Below are 18108 nucleotides of genomic sequence, written 5' to 3' on the forward strand. Positions count from 1 at the left end.
CAACATGTTCCCACTGGACCTGATTCAGGCGCACGAGCCACCCTTGCGAGCGATGGCCCTGCGTGCCTTGGGCTACTGCCCCCTCTTTTCCGCCTCTAACCTATTGGATGGAGGTGGAGAGAATCTCTCTGGTCAGTTCGTCCGCAGCGGAAAATGACCAACCTATCCACCGGCCCTTCGCTCGCCTCCAAACACTTCCACTCCAGTACTAACGACTAGGGATTTTGGAAGCAGCCATCGAGCAATCCATAATTGACATGGCGCTTATTGGCCGATATGGATATTTGTGAGGCTAAACTGCCGGAATCATTCCTGAAAGGTTTCTAGCCCAACTGTATTTCTTGAGGAAAGCAGCAAGGAGGAGTAACATGAGACATCACAAAGCCTTTACTTTGATCGAGTTGCTGGTGGTCATCGCCATCATTGCCATCCTCATCGGTCTGCTTCTGCCGGCGGTGCAGAAAGTCCGGGAAGCAGCCGCCCGTACGCAGTGTGCTAACAATTTGAAGCAGATCGGCCTAGCGTTTCACAATTTCCACGACGTTCGCGGAACGCTACCTCCCGGTGGGCGAGATGGTCGACCTGCAGGCCAACCCAACCAGAGTTGTTGCAACTGGGATGATCAGAATGCAGCGACCCTTAACGCCAACGGTCAACTGGATGATCGTACGGGATACAGTTGGAGCTATCAAATTATGCCATACATTGAACAAGATAACCTATTCCGTCTACCGAATCGTACACAGCTTTATGTAACGCCTGTTAAAATTTATTACTGCCCTTCGCGCCGTGCTCCCCAGATTTACGGAAGCAGCGCCAAATCTGATTATGCTGGAAATGCGGGTACAGTCTTCTCGAATGGCACTCCGACCAACAATTCTGTCAATGCCGGTTCTGGTGCAGCAAATGGAGTGGTAGTTCGTACCAATGTGCCACAGATTAGCCTCACTATGATCACGGATGGAACTTCCAATACGGTGATGGTGGCGGAAAAGTGGTTGCACCCCAATCAATGGGGCAGGGATGGCGGTGACAATGAACCGTATGTCAACGCTGGCTGGGATGAAGACATCGTCCGAATTGGCGGAGGCACATTCACCTATACTCATCCCCGCACAGGTGCGACGGTGACGATTCCTCGAACCCCGCAGCCTGACGCCGACGCTCCCAATCCGAGCAGTGGTTCAGTTTGGAATCAGCAGTTTGGTTCTTCGCACTCAGGCGGTATGAACGCGGTTTTCGCAGATGGTTCTGTGCGGTTTGTACGATTTGGTGTCGATCCGGCTGTCTGGGCCGCCACTTGTACCCGCAATGGTGGAGAATCTGTCACCCTTGAGTAACAGATTTCCCACCGGATGCATTCCAGCTTTACTCCCGGTTTCCACTGACTTGCCCTGTCAAGTTTAGGCGAACGACGGGAGAGAACGACGGGCGGCTCTCCGCATACGCCGCCTGTTGCCTTCATAGTGACTGAATCGTGTCGCCTGATCTCTATCGAGGGAGTAGAAAGGCGAACTAAAGGAGACAACCAAACTGTTGCACGACGGCTAGCAATGATGAAGTAAGGAGGAGGATATGGTTCGCTTGTTAGCGGGCGTCTATGTGGTGGTGAGCTTGGGTTTGAGCCTGGGTTGTGGTTCATCTCCCGCCACAGTGCCTTTGACACCGGAGTTGGAACAGAAGCTCCGCCAGCAGCAGCAAGAAGTAGAAGAAGCGGAGAAGAAACATCAGAAAACACAGCATCTGACTCCTGCTCAAGCTGCTGAGCGCGAAAGCCAGGAGGCCGAACGCTTTTTGCCGCGCCGTTGATATCGGACTTGGAGGAAGATTCCACTTTACGCCGACGTCGCTTCCACGAAACGAAGCTTTCGACGTTGGAAAAACGAATTCCTGACGTCCGCGGTGTAACGGAGCACCTTGATTTGAAAGTGGAGGGACTGTAGGCGATTATCCTCCGCGGCATTCGGTGCGGACGATGCTGTCGGTCTGGAGGCGGAAGACATACTCGATGACGCACCAGGTGGCAATCGCTCCGAAGATGTGCCATAGCCAGTGACTGCCCATCGGCAAGTACAGTCCCATTTCCCAGTCCAAGAGGCGGAAGAACCAGCCGATCGAAAAGCTGAGCAGTCCGCAGAGGACCCAGCCGCCGTGGCGGAAGGCGGTGCGCAAGAGCAAGAGGAAAATCGGTGTCACGACGATAGCAGCGAGGACAGCATAGGAAAGGTTGACTCGCCATTGGATGTTCCAAGTGGGGGGCAAGGTGCGGAAAAGGAGAAGTTGCACCGCCACGTAAAAGAGCAGGACGGCGGGGAGATACCACCAGCCGCGGCGACCCCAGAGTTGAGCGGTGAGATAGGCCGCACCACCCAGCCCTAGCAGGGAAATCGGGATGACATCGAGGAGGAAGAAGAGGCGGGAGGCACGGGTGGCGTGGTAGAGCGTTCCCCCAATACCTCCGGCCAGGAGGATGGGCAAGCCGCAGGTGAGGAAGGCATGCTGGCGGTAGCGCCCTCGCAAACGCCAAGCCCAAAGCAAGGGAATGAGGATAAACAAAGCAGCGGTGGCAGCATTCCAGGGTTCCGCCAGAGTCTGTTTCCCCAGTTCCTGGGGTGTCTCGACGTAGCGGGGTCCTCCGTCAGCCAGTCGGCCAGCCATAAGCTCCCCGCTCCACTCCTCCCGCGTCGGCATCGGCAACTCCTTAGGTGAACACACTGCGAACAGTTCTGGCGTTTGTTCATCTCTCATCATAGGTGTCGGGAAATCGGTGGCCGGGATTACCGGAGTTCTGCGTCCAGAGGTGGGACGCCGCTGGATTGGCTTTTGGGCAATTGTGCTTGTACCAACAGCCTGATCCGGTTATGCAGGTGCTTTGTTCCGGGGAGGACCTGAGAATGGAACGCCTGCCAGCAGCGGTATCCGGTTTTCCAGAGGGGGGGTGTTCGGTAGGGGAAAAGAGGCACAATTCCTGGCGTGGGTGGATCGACTGGCTTTGGCTGCTCGCTGCCTGTGTGTTGTCATCGCTTGTGATTGTCCATGGGATTACGGGGGGTGAAATTGGTGCCACGTTCGATGAACCATTTTATGTGCAAGCGGGTCTGACCGCCTGGCGAAGCGGAAGCAACAAGCTGCTCATGCGGGCCGGTACGATGACGCTGGCCGTGGATGTGCAGACGTTGCCGCTCTATCTTTGGGAGACATGGCGGGGTGTGCCGTGGGAGTTGTCCCACGACTGGCCGCAGATGCTGCGGGTGGCCCGCATGGCCAATCTGTTGTTCTGGTGGCTGCTGCTCTTCATGGTCTGGCGCCTGGGCTGGCAGTGGGGAGGTCCGTGGGGAGGCCGAGGGGCAGTGGCATTTGTCGCCTGTGAACCGAACTTACTAGCCCATGCGGGACTGGCCACTACGGACATAGCCCTAGCAGCCTGCCTGCTGCTGTTCCTGGACAGCTTCTGGCGCGGACGGGATCAGCCGTGGTCGAGGCGTGTGCTGCTGCCGGGAGTGTTTTACGGCGTGGCACTGACAGCGAAAGCATCAGCCCTGGTGTTCGGTCTGCAAGGAATGATTGTGCTGGGGTTGTGGCATCTCTGGCAAAGCGGGAACAAGGTTCAAAGGGCACCCAGCGAGGGCGGCAACTGGCAGTTCGCAGGGAGGATGTTGCGATTCCTTTGGCAACGCAGTGTCACCTTACGTTGGGACATTGTTGCAATTGTGCTGGTCGGCCTGGCCGTCGCCTTCGCCTATACCGGTTGTGATTGGGGTCCAGAGCCGACATTCATTCGTTGGGCTGAACAGCTTCCTGAAGGCCAGCTCAAGAGGGTGATGCAGCCGCTGAGCCATCGTCTGACGATTTTTACCAATGCTGGCGAAGCCTTACTCTATCAGATCAAGCACAACATCCGGGGTCACGGCACCTATTTGAATGGGCAGTGGTATCCGCGAGCCACGCCCTGGTACTTCCCAGTGGCATTGTCGATGAAAACGCCATTGTCCCTGCTAGGATTGTTCCTGCTGGCAATGGTGACAGCATCACGACAGTTGGTCAGTCCACTGGCAGCCTTGGCTCTGCTGGTGCTCGTGCTCAGCCCCACCTACCGGGTGCAGATCGGCATCCGCTTTATGTTTCCGGCTCTGGTGTTGGGGGTGATTGCGGCATCAGCAGCCCTGGGACGGTATGTAGGGACCAGCACCTCAGCAGCAGGATGGTGTCGGCCTGGTAGTCGCCGTTGGACCTTAGCACTGGCGGGGATTTTGCTCCTGATCCAGGCCGGGGAAGTGCGGCGGCACTGGCCGCATTTGCTCTGTTACATCAATGATATGTGGGGCGGGCCGCAAGCTCCGGATTCCCTACTGCATGAGTCGAATTATGACTGGGGACAGGGGTTGCCGGAGCTGCGTCAATGGTGTCAGCAGCAGCAGGTGGATCGGATTGCGGTGTGGTATTACGGCAAGGATCCTAGCGTTGAACTCCCGCCGTTGCAGCGCGCACCGTTGAGTCACTGGCCGCATCAGGGGAACCCTCAACAGATTCGCGCACTCTGCGGAGGAGGTAAGCTTCTAGCGGTCTCCGTAGGCTGCCTCCGTTGCAATCCAGATATCACACCCCACCACCGCGATATGCTTCGCTGGCTCCAAACCCGCACTCCGCTCGCCCGGACTCGCCTGTTCCTCATCTATTCTCTCGAAGACATTCCAGAGGAAGCTCCGTGAGGTGTTCTTTTTCCACATCACCCGTGGATTCTCGATGACGTGCGGATGTCGCCATAACGATATTGCCCAATCAGGCATTGTTCCATCTTCTTTGCGGGAATGAGGCCAGCTGCTGGGAGCTTGTTATGCCACTTGCTAGGATGAGCACAATACGGGCCAGTAGCGGTGGAGGAGGGAAAATGGCTGTGAACTATCGGTTGGAAAGGGAAGAGGAGGTTTACTCACCGGCTCTGCTGGTATATCCCGCCTTGATTCGGCAGAACATCGCCTGTGTGTTGCGGTGGGCGGGCGGACCCCAGCGGCTTTGCCCTCATGTCAAGACGCATAAGACTCGCGAGATCGCCCGCTGGCTTCTGGAAGCCGGTGTGCAGCGGCACAAATGCGCGACGCTGGCCGAGGCGGAGATGCTGGCTCAAGTCGGCGCCCCTCAAGTGCTCATTGCTTATCCCCTGGTCGGGCCGAATCTGCAACGCTTGGCGGCACTCATCCGTCGCTATCCACACACGCATTTTGCTACGCTAGTGGATCATCCGGCGGCTCTGGCAGCACTGGCGTCGGCAATGCAAGGAGCCGGGACCGAAGTAGGCGTCCTGCTCGACCTCAATGTCGGACAAGATCGCACGGGAATAGCAGTCGGACCGGAAGCGGCGGCGCTATACCAGCAGATGTGCCGAAGTCCCGGTGTGCGTCCGGAAGGCTTCCACGTGTACGATGGCCACAATAACGCTCCGGAGCGATCGGAACGGGAGGCGACCGCGGAGCGGTTTTGGAAGGATGTCCTGGCCTTACGGCGGCAGTTGGAGGAACAGGGCTGTCCAGTGCCGCGCTTGGTCGTGGGAGGAACACCGAGCTTTCCCGTGCATTCCCGCTGGCAGCAGATCCCTGGCCTGGAATGTTCCCCTGGCACCTTCGTCTTGCACGATGCTGGTTATGGCAGTAAGTATGCCGACCTGGCAGAATTGATCCCCGCCGCTGCGCTGATGACTCGCGTTATCAGCCGTCCGCATCCACGACGTGTCACTTTGGACCTGGGGACCAAAGCCGTAGCTGCCGATCCTCCGCTGGAGCGCCGCGTCCGGCTCCTAGATGTGCCGGAATACACCGTCGTAGCCCATAACGAAGAGCACCTGGTCATAGAGACCCCAGCCGCCGAGCAATTTCAGATCGGTGATGTCCTCTACGCTTTGCCCGGCCACATCTGCCCCACGGTGGCCCTGTATCGGGAATTGCTCGTAGTCGAAAACGGTATCGTGGCCGATCGCTGGTTGGTAGCGGCACGTGACCGGTCTCTGACTGTGTGACGACACTCGCCGCCGGGGCAGCTCAGAGGGCTGAAGCCCCAGGAGAGGATGAAGGAGTGGCGGCAGGGGAGCTGTCTGGAGTCTCAGATTTCCCCCTCGCCAGGGCCTGGCGAACAGCCTGCAAGAGCTTATCAATGCTGAAGGGTTTTTCCAGGAGCAACTCTCTGGCAGGGATTTGCTGGAGTTTTGCCGCGGCAGCGCCGGTATAGCCCGAAACGAAAAGAATGGGCAGGGTAGGGCGGAGCGAATGAATCAGGGCCGCCAACTCCGGACCATTGCGCCGAGGCATGAGCACATCTGAGAGGACCAGGTCGAAGTGGTGCGGCTCGCGCCGGAAAATGTCCCAGGCTTCTTCCCCATCGCTGGCCAGCGATACGGTGTAACCGGCCTGTACTAAAACTAGACGGATGAACTCGCGCACCGCATCCTCATCTTCTACCACCAGAATGTGTGGAGTCGTTGAAGCCGCTTCTGGCGGATCTGCTTGGGGTATCCGGGGCGGAGAGGCGGCAGGTGCTTGATCAGGAATGGTGGGTGCTTGATCTGGCAAGGATGAGGCAATGACCTCCGGTTGCCACCGGCCTAATCGCTGTCGCACGTGGGTGATGTCAATGAGTACCCGCACATAATGGGTTACGACACCGCGGGGATTCCGAAGGGGGGCCAGACTGAGCAAGTTGAACCAGAGAGTGCCGTCCTTGCGTTGCTGGACCAGTTCCACCAGGGCCGTTTGCCCTTGGCGAATGGCGGCACGCACTTCTTCCAGTCCCGGTTGATCCCGATACCGACCGCTGAAAATACGGCAGTTCTGCCCTAGCAGCTCCTCCGGGCGGTAACCAGTCAGGCGCGTCACCGCCCGATTGACGTACACGATGGGTTCCTGGAGCTGTTGCTGATCGGTAATGATGATGCCAGCCGAAAGAGCATCCAAAGCCTGACGCAGCAAATGAGCGTCGGCATCGGCTTGCTGAGGTGGAGTGACGTCCCGGAACAGACAGAGATGAACGCCGGGAAGGATATGCGCTTGGCAACGGCTCTCGGCATAAAGGGTTTGTCCCACGGCGGTAAGGATACGCCATAACCCCTGACAGGTGCGCTGGCTGAGGAGTGTTTGCCAGCGGGAGGGAATGTGAGGCCGGTCGTCTGGCACCGTTAGGTCTTCCACCGTCCGTTGCAGCAATTCTTCGCGGGAGTAGCCGAGCAGATGCCGGGCGGCTGGATTCGCCTCTACGCAGCGGCGGCTGTCGTCGAGCAGCAAGATTCCCTCCGGCGCATGCTCAAAAATGGCCGGGAAAAGCTGGGCCTCCGCTGCACTCGAAGAGACCGACCCGCTGGGCGATACGCTGCTCATATTTCCGCCGGCATCCTCCGCCGGAACATAGAGGCTCGGAAAACAATCCGCCTTCTCAACCCGTATCTCGGATCGAGATATTTGCTATGACGTTGTCACTCTTCGATGCGAAACCCCTTTGTGTCTTACTCATGTTCTCAGGGAATGGCAAGTTAGATTATTCAATGAGTCCTGCGAATATACTGCCACCGCCATCTTTTACTGTTACGTTTCTCGAGTTTATGGACCAATCGGGAACCTTGCTGTTACTTCCAGGTCGGTCCTACTGAAGAGAGGATGACGGGCACAGCGCAGACAGTCCGTGTAAGCCACGATGGCCTCTCTATCGAGATTATCGATAGAGTTGTGGATTTTCTCCGGGAAGCTCGTGCAGCCGGTGCTGACCGGCGGTTGTCACGGTGCGATCAAAGTTCAGCTTGAAGCACGGTCACATTCGGGAAACGAGGATAATCATGGAGAAGGGGATGAGGGTATAGCGGCTGCCGGGTTCGATAACGGGTCCTTGTTCTTCCGGGATGAAGTCGTCCGGGCTGGGGAGTGCGGTATCGACGACGCGGTGCCAGGGGCGGCGGGTGGGGGAAGGGGGAATGCGGAAGTGGAGGGGCTGTTCCCAGGCATTCATGGCGACGTAGAAATCGGCATCGATGCGGTAATCGGGGTCGTGTTCGCGCCCGGTGAAGCGTCCATCCAGAGAGAAAGCGAGGGAGCGGGAAGTGGGAGAGAAGTCAGGTTGGTACGGTTCCACTCCGTGCCAGTGGATATCGGCCAATCCGGGATAGACATCCGGGGGCGGCGGAGGGAGATAGCCAGGATGAGCGCGGAGGCCAGAAAGCCCCGCCTCGTCAGGTCGCACGGGACCAGTAGGTGGAAAAGGACCGACCGAGCTGAGGCGTGGATCCGCGCCGTGGAGCGGCCCGACGAAAAAACGGCGGCGGCGCAGTGCGGGATGCCGCTTACGCAGCCAAATCATCTCCCGCACAAAACGCAGGAAATCCTTGTTTCGCTCAGCGAATTCCCAATTGACCCAGGAAATGTCGTTGTCCTGGCACCAAGCGTTGTTATTCCCTTTCTGGGTGCGGAGAAACTCATCGCCGGCCAGGAGCATGGGAACACCTTGGCTGATCAGAAGGGTGGCGATCAGATTGCGGACCTGCCGGCGGCGCAGGGCCAGAACCGCTGGGTCCTCCGTCTCGCCTTCAACGCCGCAGTTCCAGGAGTAGTTGAGATCGGTACCGTCGCGGTTATTCTCGCCGTTGGCCCAGTTGTGCTTCTGGTTGTAGCTGACCAGATCGTAGAGGGTGAAGCCGTCGTGGCAGGTGATGAAGTTGATGGAATGGCGGGGTAGCCGCCCGCTGTTTTGGTAGAGGTCGGCACTGCCGCAGATCCGGGAGGCGAGCTGACCGGCCAGTCCCGCTTCGCCACGCCAAAATCGGCGGACCTCGTCGCGGTAGCGGCCGTTCCATTCGCTCCAGCGCCGTCCGTAGGGGAAGGTTCCGAGTTGGTAGACGCCCGCGGCATCCCACGGTTCAGCGATCAGCTTGGTGTCGGCGAGTATGGCATCCTCAGCGATGCTTTCGATCACCGGCGGTTCTACCATCAGCCGTCCCTGCCGGTCGCGCCCCAGGATACTGGCCAGGTCGAAGCGGAAGCCGTCCACGTGCATTTCGCCGACCCAGTAGCGCAGGCAAGTCATGATCAGGTCCCGCACCACGGGATGGTTGCAGTTGACCGTGTTGCCGCAGCCGGAGTAGTTCAGGTAATTTCCCTCTTCGTCCAGCAGATAGTACAACTCGTTATCGAGACCACGGAAGGAGTAGGTGCGCCCGCGGTCGTCTCCTTCGCCGGTGTGATTGAAAACGACATCGAGGATGACTTCGATGCCCACAGCGTGCAGGGCCTTGACCAGATCGCGGAACTCGCGGTTCTGGCCGTGCTGGCGCGCGGAGGCGGCGTAGGCCGCTTTGGGGGCGGCAAAGGCGATGGGATTGTAACCCCAGTAATCCACCAGCCGCTCGCCCGTTTCCGGATTGACAAAGGGACAGTTGCATTCGTCAAACTCGAAGATGGGCATCAGCTCAACGGCAGTGATGCCGAGCCATTTGAGGTAGTCGATCTTTTCGATCAACCCGCGAAAGGTACCGGGATGGTGCACTCCACTGGAAGGATGGCAGGTGAAACCCCGCACGTGCAACTCGTAGATGATGGTGTCTTCCAAGGGGGTCAGGGGTGGGGCGTCATCATCCCAGTGATAGCGGCGGCTGTAGTGAACCATACTGCGGCGGCTGGTCCGCTGCGGATCGACTTCGCAAGTGCCAGCCCAGATGGCGCCATCCGAGAGCATGGTGGCGGCTGGGTCCAACAGCAACCGGGAGGGATCGAAGCGGGTGCGGGGAGTACGTGGCCCATCTACGCGCCAACCGTAGCGGAACGTCGAGGGTAAACCGCTGACCCGCACGTGCCACATGTCCCCTGTACGATGCCGGCGCGGGTCCAACTCGATCTCCGCCAAAGGCTCGTTCCCCTCCTCTGGCAGAATCACCAGTACCACTTTGGTTCCGTGGCGGCACATGAGCACAAAGTTGTGGCCTTCGGGATGATAGGTGACCCCCAAAGGCATGGGGCGTCCGCGGCTGATGGCAAATGTCGGGTGGCTCATGGTTATTCCATCTGCTCCGGACGTTCTGCTCCTACATCGTGGAGATGGCCTGTTGTAGTCAGCAATCCTTGAGAGTCTACAGGAAAGCCGACATCCGGGAAAACTTCGGCAGTTGCAGGCGGAACCGAAACCGAGGGGTTTCTCATAGCGTCGGAAGGCTAGCAACGGTCAGTCGGCCAGCCCGGCGGAGGACTGGCGCCAACGGAGGCGGTCGGCTAACGGAGTGTCAGCGTCGAGACGCTGCCAGGCGGCGGACAGGCGCTGGACGGCTTCCTGAGGGTCGGCTCCACGGAGCAAGCGGCTCAGCTCTGCGGCCGCCGCAGCCCGCAGACGTGCCTGATCCGGCGCCCGCAAACCCACCACCGGGTTCCGGACTTCCACCCGCACATAATGGCGAAGAGCATCTTGCAAGTGCAGGCTGCGTTCCGCATCGAAGCGGTAGCCATACCACACCTGCAGGCGCTCCCGGTCGAGATGGGCTGAGCGGAAAGGGCCGGCATTGAGAGCCGGTGTGCTGAGGATTTCCAGGCTGCGGGCTAGTCCGCCCAGTTCGCCGAGCAGCTCGAAGGCTGCTTCCGGAAAGCGGCAACGCTGCCGGACTACACCGAGATATCCTCCGGCGAAATAGGGGACATAGTTGGGAGTGACGGTGGGAACCCACTTCCCCGCGCTCGTGTAATAGCCGCGGCTGCCAGGCAGAGGGGCGAGGAGAAAGCGGGGATCGACACAGCCGCCCGGGCGAGGTAATTGTTCCAGGTCCCGCAGGCAGACAACGGCAAGCCAAGCCTGACCATTGGCCAAAGCCTGACCCGCAGCAGAGGACGGATTCGGAGAAACGGAGTCGGAACCGGCAGGGGGTAGGGGGAGACAACGATGTTCCGCCAGCGACGCTAACCAGCGGGCCGCCTGGGCAAACGCCGGCGCCGTAAGCCGTGGAGCAGCCGTCTGCGGATCGAAGAAAAACGGTGTGGAACGGGTCTGTTCGACGTCAGTTAGGGCCGGTCGGTCATAACAGGCGGCGATGCGGAAGAACAAGTCGGCTAGCTCGATACCGTGATAGGAGGGCAAACAAGGCTGGCCGCTCGCCTGGGTCATGCTAATCGCCAACTCGGCGAACTCTTCCCAGGTCGCCGGGGGAGCTGGAACGCGCTTCCAGAGCCGCTCGTGGGTGGCGCGGACTGGGGCATCTTCCAGGCGATCGCGCCGGACCACTACAAGGAAGGCGTCGCCCGCGAGAGGCAGGGCTTGGGCTTGCCCGCCCCATTCGATCAAATACTCGCGGTAGGGGAGTAGGACGTTGGTCCACTGGAAGGGATGGCCCGGCTGGCGGAAGGAGGCGGGAACGCGGGCTAGTTCGCCTCGATCGGCCCAACTTCCCAGCTCCGCGGCCGGTATTATGGCCATATCTGTGTCATCCCCTGCTTGCATCGTTTCGCTTCGCCATCGTACGTGGGCACCTGTCCGGTACGCCCAGCTCTCCACCAGGGGTCCCAACGTCGTCCGCCAGGCCGTATCGGGGCAGCTTAGGATCAGTTCTACACCCTCCCACCGGCGCTCCGCTTTCGGCGCCGCCTCTTCCATCTCACCAGCACAACCGCTGCTGGATAGCAAAATACTCGCGACGAGCAGCAATCTTGCAGCGCCCTTGAGGCGCACGTTGTGCTTCCTGTTCGTCCTGTGTTTCTGGGAAGATTCGCAGAGTGCCGGTGCGTTTTCCTGCTCGCTCGTGGCGGAGGGTGCCGCTTGACGCAATGGCGAGGGAGCGCAGGCAAATTCATTTGCCAGGGTAGGGATTCTGCTATTGGTAAAATTATGAAAAATTGTAAAGCCGGGCCTTTTTTGCGGTAAAGACGATTGCATGGGTCTTGCCTCAGGTAATACAATGCAAGCTAAGGATGCTTCTGGGGGGACTCGCACCCTTCCAAACTTTATGATGGGAAGTGAGGAAGGGCCAACCCACAGAGCCATCCTTCAAGCCCATGTGTTAACGGAACAGAACAGAGAACCCAAAATTTCTAGCACGACCGTATGGGCGCCGCCGGATATGTGTGGTACGATAACCACAATCCCCTTGTTCATCTCTCAGGGGTAGGCGGTGCACATGGTTGAGTGGCGGGGCACGGTCATGAAAGTCGAACTGATTGTGACAAGTGGCGTTCACCAAGGCCGAGTGATCCCTATTACTATACCGGAGTTTCTGATTGGGCGGGATACGCAATGCCATCTCCGCCCGGCGAGTCAGGCAGTGAGCAAGATGCATTGCGCAATTCTTATACGCAATGGACAGGTCTTCATCAAGGACTTCGGTAGTACCAATGGGACTACGGTCAACGATGTCACGATTCGCGGTGCGGAAGTCCAAGTGAAGGATGGGGCCACGCTCAAGATCGGCCCGTTGGATTTCCAGATGCGGATCGAAGTGCCCCCCATGCCCGCAGATGGTACGCCGCTGCCCGAAGCGACACCGGAGACAGCCGCCGCCTTGGCAGCCGTGCAAGCCGCCAGCAGTGCTGCCGCTTCCCCGCCGCGAGACACGACCCCGCAACCGGGCAAGCTCGTCAAGTCCGCGGAGTCCGCGGGTGGTTCCAAGGAACAGCCGGCCCTCCAGCCCCCCACCTTCACCAAAGGACAGGAAATCAGCGACCAGGATCGGATCGCGGCCATCCTGCTGTCCTTGGAAAGCGAAGAGGTACCTGAAGGAAGCACGGTGGCTGATGTGCCAGCCCTGAAAACAGTCTCCGAAGCCCAGGGGCAGAGCCAGGAAAGCGGCGGCTCCAAAAAGCCGGATAAAAAGCAGGTCCCGACGCGGGAAGAAATGTCGAATGCCGCTAATGAAGCCCTCCGCCGAATCATGCGCCGCCCTCGCTGAGCGGTAGCACCAGAGTAGAGTTTCTCGAATCGTGGGGTATCACCCAACAGCCGCGGTGTATCACCCAACAGCCTAGGATCAAAGGGCGACCGGTGTTTTGATCCTTTCCCATGTCTCTTTTCTCCGCCCATGCCTCGGAAAATTGGCTCGTCGGAGCAGGAACCGGCACTTTGGCCTGGGCCGGTGCGTGCTGCACTCCAACGTCGTCTGTTGGTCTGGTTCGCCCAGCACCGGCGTTCCCTCCCCTGGCGCAACAGCCGCGACCCGTATCGCATCTGGGTCAGCGAAGTGATGCTGCAACAGACGACCACCGCCGCGGTGATTCCGTATTACGAACGCTTTCTAGCTACCTTCCCCACGGTGGAAGCGCTGGCCCAAGCCGAAGAGGAGGATGTACTCCGGCTCTGGCAAGGCTTGGGGTATTACCGCCGGGCACGCCACCTGCACGCCGCAGCGCGCACTCTCGTGCAACATCACGGAGGCCGTTTGCCGGATGATCCTGACTTGTGGCGTTCCCTGCCGGGAGTGGGCCGGTATATCTGCGCTGCGGTGTTGTCGCAGGCATTTGATCGTCCCTTGCCGATTGTGGAAGCCAACAGCCTGCGGGTTCTGGCTCGCCTCTACGGCTACCGAGGTGATCCCCGGCAGGGAGCGGGGCAACGCTGGGTCTGGCGGGCAGCGCAAGCCTTGCTTCCGACCCAAAGGGTAGGAGACTTCAATCAAGCCTTGATGGAGCTAGGCTCGTTGGTGTGTACGCCCCGGCAGCCCCGCTGTGCCGAGTGTCCCTGGCAGCGCTGGTGCCGCGCCCGGCAGCTCGGCGAGCAGGAGCGGATTCCACCGCCCGCTTCTCGCCCAGTACCGGTGGAAGTCCAGGAGCTTGCGGTGCTGATCCGCCGCGGTTCGCGATGGCTTCTCTGTCAGCGGCCCGCCACAGCCAACCGCTGGCCGCGCTTATGGGAGGTTCCCCACGCCGAGATCGCTACCGCGAATGACGCTCGCGCCCAGCTCCCGGAAGTGGTGCGTCAGCTCACCGCTCTGGAGGTTCAAGCGGGGCAACCTTTGACCACGCTGTGCCATAGCGTCACTCGCTTCCGCATCCATCTCCACGCCTGGTCTGCTCGGTATCTCCGCGGCACTTTTGCCTCCAGTTTCTACACGGCGGCGGTTTGGGTGACACCCCAGGAGTTGGACCGCTTTCCCCTCAGCTCCCCCCAGCGCCGACTGTTGGAAAAACAGGCTGCAAAGGCAGTCAACCTCAAGCTGGGGGAAACGTAAAGCAGTCCTCTACAATTCTCAGAGCATACGGCAGGTGGTTCAGACCAGTTTCCATTTGGCACGCGGCTCGCGGGACAGTTCCTTGTTGGCCGCGGCATCATCGAGGAACTGTTCGCGTGCCGGGTCCCAACGCAATTTGCGTCCCAAGCGGTAGCCGATATTGCCGAGATGGCAGATGGTGGCAGTGCGGTGTCCTACTTCCGCAGGACAGATGCAGGGCTTGCCGCTGCGGATGCATTCCAACCAGTTGGTGTGATGGTTCTGGGAGGGGTAGACCCGTTGCGGTTGATCGGGGAAGCGGACCTTGTTCCCTCCGTAGAAGCGGACTTCCAGTTGGCCGCGGCCGACGAGCAGGATACCGTCGGTGCCTTCAAAGACGCAATCGGCTCGCACATTTCCTTCAAATTCGTTATGGATCATGACTGTACCGTCGGCATAGATGAAGCGCAGGCCGGCACCGCGTTGGGGATTTTCGGGTGGGATGACCTCCACCGGTCCGCTCTCGTCCATCTTCAAAGCCCATTGGGCGATGTCGAAGTGGTGGGCGCCCATGTCGGCTAGGCCGCCCCCGGCATATTCCTGATAGTTCCGCCAAGCCGGGAAGTGATTGTGGACCCCCTTGGGGCACAGATCGGAGTGGTAGGGCCGCTCTGGGGCAGGGCCGAGCCAGAAGTCCCAATCCGTACCGGGAGGTGTTTCCTGGGCCGGGAGGTTGCAAGGTCGAGCTGGCCCGCCAACGCCGATGCGGATCGTTCGGATTTTGCCAATCCAACCGTTCCAGATCATCTCCACGGCGGCCCGGAAACGGTTGCCGAATTCACTCCGCTGCTGGCTGCCCGTCTGAAAGATGACGCCGGCACGCCGGACTTCCTCCACGATCTGCCGGCCTTCCGCCACATTATGAGTCAACGGCTTTTCGCAGTAAATATGCTTTTTCGCCCGTGCCGCCAGAATGCAGGGCATGGCATGCCAGTGATCCGGTGTCGCAATGATGACACCATCCAGACCCGGATGGCGCAGCAGTTCGCGGAAGTCCCGATACGCCCCGACTCCCTTGTACACCCCAGACTTGCTCCGGCTGGCATAGTGACTTTCTACCCGTTGGCGGGCATGGTCGAGCCGTTCCTGCACCACATCGCAGACGGCTACCACCTGCACTTCGCTGCGCCCCAGCATCGCTCCCAAATGGCCGCGGCCCATCGTCCCGACCCCAATAACCCCCACGGCAATCCGTTCATTGGCCGCCACGGCAGACGCCCGCGACCAGACCCACGGCACACTGGCCGCCGCGAGCGCGCCACGACCCGCTTGTGCCAAAAAACCTCGCCGTGTCCACATGGCTGTTCCTCCCGTTTCTACTCGAGTTTCCCTCCAGATTGGTCACACTCAGGGCAGATAAGCTACGGTGGGCCTGAATACACGCACCGGCAGGAAACTTGATTATACCTGAGGGAACCGAGATCGGAAGCAGAAAAAAACCAACCCCGGAGTAAGGCATCGGCCAACTTGGTCAGCAACTCCTCGAAGTCGGCCCGCAACTCTTGCATCAGTTCGGCACGATTCAGTTTCGGCGTTGTGTCCATAGCGAACTCCTTGAAACAACAGGAATGGGCTTATCTATTTTGCCACAGTTCCCCAGCCGGCGCCAGATTTATTTGTCAGACCCGGAGTAAGGGAGTAAGAGAGTTGCTTTTTCGTTCAACCCCAATCGGCCATTTCCTCTAGCAAGCGATCCTCGCCGGTCTCCGCTGAGGCTTGCATGGCTTTTCGACAGAACCCAACCTATTCTCTTTACCCGGAGCTGAATGGACACTTCCTCTGCTGGAAGCAAAATCGCTCCGTCAGCGCGGGCCGAACGGCAGGACGGAGCGGTGACAGTGAGGCAGGCTACGAGTACCGAGATTATTCCGGGTCAAGCAGCGGGCCGGACCAGCCGCTGGCGGACCAACAAGGCCACTCCCAGGGCGAATGCCACCCCGAGCGTTGCTGGGGCGGGTACCGGTTCCAGATCCCCTTGCTGATTGACCCGCCAGCCGCGCTGAATTTCCACCACGTGATCCTGGTGGTTGAGGTGCACCATGGCGACCAGATTGGCATATCCACTCATCCAGGTGGTAGAGTTGAGATATTGATTGTAGTAACTCAACACACTTCCGCTCAGTGAGGGATTGTAGCTAGGATTGACGATGTGCCACACGGCATGTTGGAAGGCGGCGGCTTCGTCATTGGTATCGACACTGGAACGATATTGCGCCCACATCGCTTTCAAATTGTTGATTTGAGTGGCAGATAATGTGGAACCGGGATTGGGGGCATTGCTCAAATCGGTGAGCATGTAGTTGGAGTAAGTGGTGTTCGGGGAGATGTACTGATTCTGCTCGATACAGAATGTGGCAAAGTTGTTGCCGGAGGTGTAAACCAAGCCGGGGATGGTACTACTGGAAGTCCAGTTGTATTGTCCCGCCGGACTGTAACCGGGGTTGACGTTTTGGAAAGTGACGGTGATCGGGCCGGCCCAAGCCGAGGAAACTGCCAGCAGAGAGGCCAGACCAACAATCCCCAAGCGGGGAGCCAGACACAGGTGGTACGTCATGGTGCTGCTCCTGAAAGTTGTGTCGTGTGCTAGCCGCGAGCGATCCACCCGCTGGACCTTCGCGGCAGCAGGGGTCATCGCATTGACACTATACCGGCTCTAGGGAGAATTATCCATAAAAGTTAATTATTATTTTCTCACATGAATCAAGTGAAGGATGACTATGATATTACATGAAAAAATAAGGATAATAATAACGGAAATTATAATGATGGCTTAGCGGCGATGGCCTGCCATGAAAAACGCTCTCGCCGGTGAGCCAACAGGAGCAGTTTTCCAGGAGTGAAAAGCGGCAGGCGAGATGTATGTAAGAAGAGCAGCGGATGAGTCCGAATGGAAGTGCTGGGTTGGAATCACGGTGCGTTCAGACCGCGGAGGTGTTTGTCGAACCAGTCGGCGAAGAGTTCCAGGTCTTTGTCCATGCCCTTCCAGCCGTGCCCGGCGCCCTTGCGGATGATCAGTTCGCAGGGAACACCGACTTGCCGGTATTTTTCGGCTATCCGCTGGGCTTGGAAGAGCGGCACAAGTTTGTCGGCGTCCCCGTGGATGATGAGTGCAGGGGCGGAGTCCTTGCTGACGAAGTAGTAGGGGGAAATAGTTTTACCGATCGCCTGGCGTTGCTGCGGGTCCTCGATGACGACGAGTTTATTCGTTTGGGGATCGCGGGTCGTGAAGTCGAACGGCGGACGGAAAGCACGCAGAGCACCTTCACCAAGTTGGACTTCCCCTTCCCGGCTCCAGTTCAGAAAATCAGTGGGTGGAAAGAAGCAAGCAACAGCAGCCACACGGGAGGAGTGGCGCCGGAGCGGATCGCTCGCTTTGGGATCCGCCGGTTGAAAAGCATTGCCGAGCATCAGGGATAGGTGGCCGCCCGCTGACCCTCCCATGACACCGAGCTTGTCCGGATCGATACGGAAACGTGCTGCATGCTGCTTGATGTAACGGACGGCGGCGTGCATATCCTCGACAGCCTCTGGAATCGTAAACTTCGGCTGACTGCCATGCACCACGGCAAAGACGACATAGCCGCGTTGGACAAAGGGTTGCACAAAAACCGGATTGATCGCGCGTTTGTCTGACATCCAGCCGCCGGAGACGCAAAAGATGATTCCATAGCCGTTGGCTTTATCCTTAGGGGGAACAAACACGTCCATAGTCAAGGCACAGCCATATTTGCGGGCATAGATGATGTCCTCCAGTCGGCCGCCTTGGGCGGGGAGTTCCTGGGCTAGTAAGGACGGAGTGATCCATGACGGAGCTGCCCAACCTAACAGCAGGCAACAAGCGAACAGGCGCAACATGAATGGTTTCTCCCCGGACCAGAGGAAAATGGAGGGAACGTGAGCCGATGGCA

15 protein-coding genes are annotated in these 18108 nt (G+C 59.0%); 7 read left to right on the forward strand and 8 right to left on the reverse strand.

The window, feature by feature from the left end; translation table 11 throughout:
• Positions 1–4: 4 nt before the first annotated feature.
• The 3 genes from H0921_RS14805 (at position 5) to H0921_RS14815 (ending at position 1809) form a co-directional block, all read left to right on the forward strand.
• Entirely contained in the window at positions 5–157 is a 153-nt protein-coding gene (locus H0921_RS14805) for a hypothetical protein (RefSeq protein ID WP_194539292.1), read from the forward strand.
• A gap of 211 nt (positions 158–368) precedes the next feature.
• Entirely contained in the window at positions 369–1340 is a 972-nt protein-coding gene (locus H0921_RS14810; RefSeq protein WP_194539293.1) for a DUF1559 family PulG-like putative transporter, read from the forward strand.
• 235 nt (positions 1341–1575) lie between these two features.
• On the forward strand, positions 1576–1809 hold the full coding sequence (locus tag H0921_RS14815) for a hypothetical protein (protein ID WP_194539294.1): 234 nt from the start codon (positions 1576–1578) through the stop codon (positions 1807–1809).
• Between the two features lie 138 nt (positions 1810–1947).
• Here the strand turns inward: H0921_RS14815 and H0921_RS14820 are convergent, their stop codons facing one another.
• Positions 1948–2691, reverse strand: coding sequence for a hypothetical protein (locus H0921_RS14820; RefSeq protein WP_194539295.1), 744 nt, complete (start codon positions 2689–2691; stop codon positions 1948–1950).
• Positions 2692–2894: 203 nt separating this feature from the next.
• Here H0921_RS14820 and H0921_RS14825 point away from each other — a divergent pair, with 203 nt between their 5' ends.
• On the forward strand, positions 2895–4709 hold the full coding sequence (locus tag H0921_RS14825; RefSeq protein WP_194539296.1) for a hypothetical protein: 1815 nt from the start codon (positions 2895–2897) through the stop codon (positions 4707–4709).
• 179 nt (positions 4710–4888) lie between these two features.
• Positions 4889–6010, forward strand: a complete 1122-nt coding sequence (locus H0921_RS14830; protein ID WP_194539297.1) for a D-TA family PLP-dependent enzyme — start codon at positions 4889–4891, stop codon at positions 6008–6010.
• 22 nt (positions 6011–6032) lie between these two features.
• Here the strand turns inward: H0921_RS14830 and H0921_RS14835 are convergent, their stop codons facing one another.
• The 3 genes from H0921_RS14835 to H0921_RS14845 all read right to left on the reverse strand — a co-directional run bounded on the left by H0921_RS14835 (position 6033) and on the right by H0921_RS14845 (position 11673).
• Positions 6033–7361, reverse strand: a complete 1329-nt coding sequence (locus tag H0921_RS14835) for a response regulator (protein ID WP_194539298.1) — start codon at positions 7359–7361, stop codon at positions 6033–6035.
• Between the two features lie 427 nt (positions 7362–7788).
• Complete coding sequence (glgX, locus tag H0921_RS14840) at positions 7789–10017, reverse strand: glycogen debranching protein GlgX (RefSeq protein ID WP_194539299.1); 2229 nt, start codon at positions 10015–10017, stop codon at positions 7789–7791.
• A 168-nt stretch (positions 10018–10185) separates the two neighbouring features.
• Entirely contained in the window at positions 10186–11673 is a 1488-nt protein-coding gene (locus tag H0921_RS14845) for a type 2 periplasmic-binding domain-containing protein (protein ID WP_194539300.1), read from the reverse strand.
• A gap of 445 nt (positions 11674–12118) precedes the next feature.
• Here H0921_RS14845 and H0921_RS14850 point away from each other — a divergent pair, with 445 nt between their 5' ends.
• Together H0921_RS14850 and mutY are read left to right on the forward strand one after the other, a co-directional pair.
• The gene (locus H0921_RS14850) at positions 12119–12886 is read left to right on the forward strand and encodes an FHA domain-containing protein (protein ID WP_194539301.1); all 768 of its coding nucleotides are present in this window, start codon (positions 12119–12121) and stop codon (positions 12884–12886) included.
• Between the two features lie 183 nt (positions 12887–13069).
• Positions 13070–14161 carry an A/G-specific adenine glycosylase gene (mutY, locus tag H0921_RS14855; RefSeq protein WP_194539302.1) on the forward strand — a complete coding sequence of 364 codons (1092 nt, stop codon included), beginning with the start codon at positions 13070–13072 and terminating at the stop codon, positions 14159–14161.
• Between the two features lie 39 nt (positions 14162–14200).
• On the opposite strand, the gene H0921_RS14860 is transcribed toward mutY, so the two are convergent.
• The 4 genes from H0921_RS14860 to H0921_RS14875 form a co-directional block, all read right to left on the reverse strand.
• On the reverse strand, positions 14201–15499 hold the full coding sequence (locus H0921_RS14860) for a Gfo/Idh/MocA family protein (RefSeq protein ID WP_194539303.1): 1299 nt from the start codon (positions 15497–15499) through the stop codon (positions 14201–14203).
• A 62-nt stretch (positions 15500–15561) separates the two neighbouring features.
• Entirely contained in the window at positions 15562–15744 is a 183-nt protein-coding gene (locus H0921_RS14865; protein ID WP_194539304.1) for a hypothetical protein, read from the reverse strand.
• 329 nt (positions 15745–16073) lie between these two features.
• The gene (locus tag H0921_RS14870) at positions 16074–16754 is read right to left on the reverse strand and encodes a hypothetical protein (RefSeq protein WP_194539305.1); all 681 of its coding nucleotides are present in this window, start codon (positions 16752–16754) and stop codon (positions 16074–16076) included.
• Positions 16755–17107: 353 nt separating this feature from the next.
• Positions 17108–18055, reverse strand: coding sequence for an alpha/beta hydrolase (locus H0921_RS14875; protein ID WP_194539306.1), 948 nt, complete (start codon positions 18053–18055; stop codon positions 17108–17110).
• Positions 18056–18108: the final 53 nt, after the last annotated feature.

The sequence above is a fragment of the Thermogemmata fonticola genome, assembly GCF_013694095.1.
GTDB classification, from domain to species: domain Bacteria; phylum Planctomycetota; class Planctomycetia; order Gemmatales; family Gemmataceae; genus Thermogemmata; species Thermogemmata fonticola.

Bases quoted from the DNA above. Each gene is read 5' to 3' on its own strand.
- H0921_RS14815 (WP_194539294.1), top strand. From the start codon at position 1,576: ATGGTTCGCTTGTTAGCGGGCGTCTATGTGGTGGTGAGCTTGGGTTTG.
- H0921_RS14870 (WP_194539305.1), bottom strand. From the start codon at position 16,754: ATGACGTACCACCTGTGTCTGGCTCCCCGCTTGGGGATTGTTGGTCTG.
- H0921_RS14820 (WP_194539295.1), bottom strand. From the start codon at position 2,691: ATGCCGACGCGGGAGGAGTGGAGCGGGGAGCTTATGGCTGGCCGACTG.
- H0921_RS14810 (WP_194539293.1), top strand. From the start codon at position 369: ATGAGACATCACAAAGCCTTTACTTTGATCGAGTTGCTGGTGGTCATC.
- glgX (WP_194539299.1), bottom strand. From the start codon at position 10,017: ATGAGCCACCCGACATTTGCCATCAGCCGCGGACGCCCCATGCCTTTG.
- H0921_RS14875 (WP_194539306.1), bottom strand. From the start codon at position 18,055: ATGTTGCGCCTGTTCGCTTGTTGCCTGCTGTTAGGTTGGGCAGCTCCG.
- H0921_RS14830 (WP_194539297.1), top strand. From the start codon at position 4,889: ATGGCTGTGAACTATCGGTTGGAAAGGGAAGAGGAGGTTTACTCACCG.
- H0921_RS14850 (WP_194539301.1), top strand. From the start codon at position 12,119: ATGGTTGAGTGGCGGGGCACGGTCATGAAAGTCGAACTGATTGTGACA.
- H0921_RS14860 (WP_194539303.1), bottom strand. From the start codon at position 15,499: ATGTGGACACGGCGAGGTTTTTTGGCACAAGCGGGTCGTGGCGCGCTC.
- H0921_RS14865 (WP_194539304.1), bottom strand. From the start codon at position 15,744: ATGGACACAACGCCGAAACTGAATCGTGCCGAACTGATGCAAGAGTTG.
- H0921_RS14825 (WP_194539296.1), top strand. From the start codon at position 2,895: ATGGAACGCCTGCCAGCAGCGGTATCCGGTTTTCCAGAGGGGGGGTGT.
- H0921_RS14835 (WP_194539298.1), bottom strand. From the start codon at position 7,361: ATGAGCAGCGTATCGCCCAGCGGGTCGGTCTCTTCGAGTGCAGCGGAG.
- H0921_RS14805 (WP_194539292.1), top strand. From the start codon at position 5: ATGTTCCCACTGGACCTGATTCAGGCGCACGAGCCACCCTTGCGAGCG.